1 protein-coding gene is annotated in these 1588 nt (G+C 70.7%); it reads left to right on the top strand.

Annotation, left to right across the window (positions count from 1 at the left end; translation table 11 throughout):
* Window positions 1-46 precede the first annotated feature (46 nt).
* The gene (locus tag DEI86_RS16265; RefSeq protein WP_258376591.1) at window positions 47-1558 is read left to right on the top strand and encodes a cytosine permease; all 1512 of its coding nucleotides are present in this window, start codon (window positions 47-49) and stop codon (window positions 1556-1558) included.
* Window positions 1559-1588 lie beyond the last annotated feature (30 nt).

A 1588-nucleotide genomic window follows, 5' to 3' on the forward strand; every position in this document is an offset into this window, starting at 1 on the left:
CCTCTCCGCCCGTCCCCTCCGGCACCACCCTCCCCGAAGGAGCACCGTGAGCACCATCGACGACACGACCACGAGCCCGGCATCCGCGCTCTCGGTCGAGCGCAACGGCATCAACGAGATCGCCGAGCACGAGCGGCGCGGCAAGCCGCGCGACCTGTTCTGGCCGTGGTTCGCGGGCAACGTGAGTGTCCTCGGCGTCAGCTACGGCGCGTACGTCCTCGGGTTCGGGATCTCGTTCTGGCAGGCGACGGTCGTCGTCGTCCTCGGCGTCGTGCTGTCGTACGTGCTCTGCGGGCTCAGCGCGCTCGCCGGCAAACGAGGGTCCGCCCCGACCATGACCCTGAGCCGCAGCGTGTTCGGGGTGCGGGGGAACCGCCTCCCGTCCGTCGTGTCCTGGATCCTGACGGTCGGGTGGGAGACCTCGCTCGCCGCGGTGGCCGTGCTCGCGACCGCGACCGTGTTCGACCGCCTCGGCTGGGGCGGCGGTGTCGTGACGAAGGTGGCGGCCCTCGTCGTCGTCATCGCCCTCATCGTCCTCGGCGGCACGCTCGGGTTCGAACTCATCATGCGCCTCCAGCGGTGGATCACGATCATCGCGGGCGTGCTCACCGTGCTCTACATCGTGTTCGCCGCGGGGCACGTCGACCTCGGGAAGGTCATGGCGATGCCGTCCGGGAACGGGCCCGCCGTGATCGGCGCGCTCCTGTTCGTCATGACCGGGTTCGGGCTCGGCTGGGTGAACGCTGCCGCCGACTACTCCCGCTACCTGCCCCGGAGCGCCTCGAGCGGCGGCGTCGTGTTCTGGACGACGTTCGGCTCGTCGCTCGGCCCCGCCGTCCTGCTCGTCTTCGGCCTGCTCGTGTCGGGGTCGTCGAAGCACCTCGAGTCCGCGATCGGGACCGACCCCGTGGGGGCGCTCGCGGGGATCCTGCCGACGTGGTTCCTCGTGCCGTTCGTCGTGACCGCGGTGCTCGGCATCGTGTCCGGCGCGATCATGGACATCTACTCGTCCGGACTCGCGCTGCTCAACGCCGGGCTCAAGGTCTCGCGGCCCGTCGCGGTCGGCGTCGACGGCGTGATCATGACGCTCGGCACGATCTACATCGTGTTCGTCTCGGGGAGCTTCATCACGGTGTTCCAGGGCTTCCTCATCACCCTCGGCGTGCCGATCGCGGCCTGGGCGGGCATCTTCATCGCGGACCTCGTGCTCCGCAAGCGGGACTACGCCGAGCGCGAGCTGTTCACCCGGCGCGGGCGGTACGGCGACGTCCGGTGGGACAGCATCGCGATCCTCGTCGTGGCCACGGCCGTCGGCTGGGGGCTCGTCACGAACACCGCCGCTGGCTGGCTGTCCTGGCAGGGGTACCTGCTCGGCCCGTTCGGACTCGGAGGGACCCAGGGCGCGTGGGCGTACGCGAACCTCGGCGTGGTCGTCGCGCTCGTGATCGGGTTCCTCGGCACGTTCCTGACCGGCCGCGGTGCGGTGACCCGGCAGGAGCAGGCCCCGGCCGTCCCGGTCGACATCGACGAGACGGACCCGAGGGTCATCGCCGAGTAGCCGCCCCCGCCCCCCCGTCTCTTATACACA

Origin of the sequence: Curtobacterium sp. MCBD17_028 (genome assembly GCF_003234875.1) — a bacterium.
Lineage (GTDB): Bacteria > Actinomycetota > Actinomycetes > Actinomycetales > Microbacteriaceae > Curtobacterium.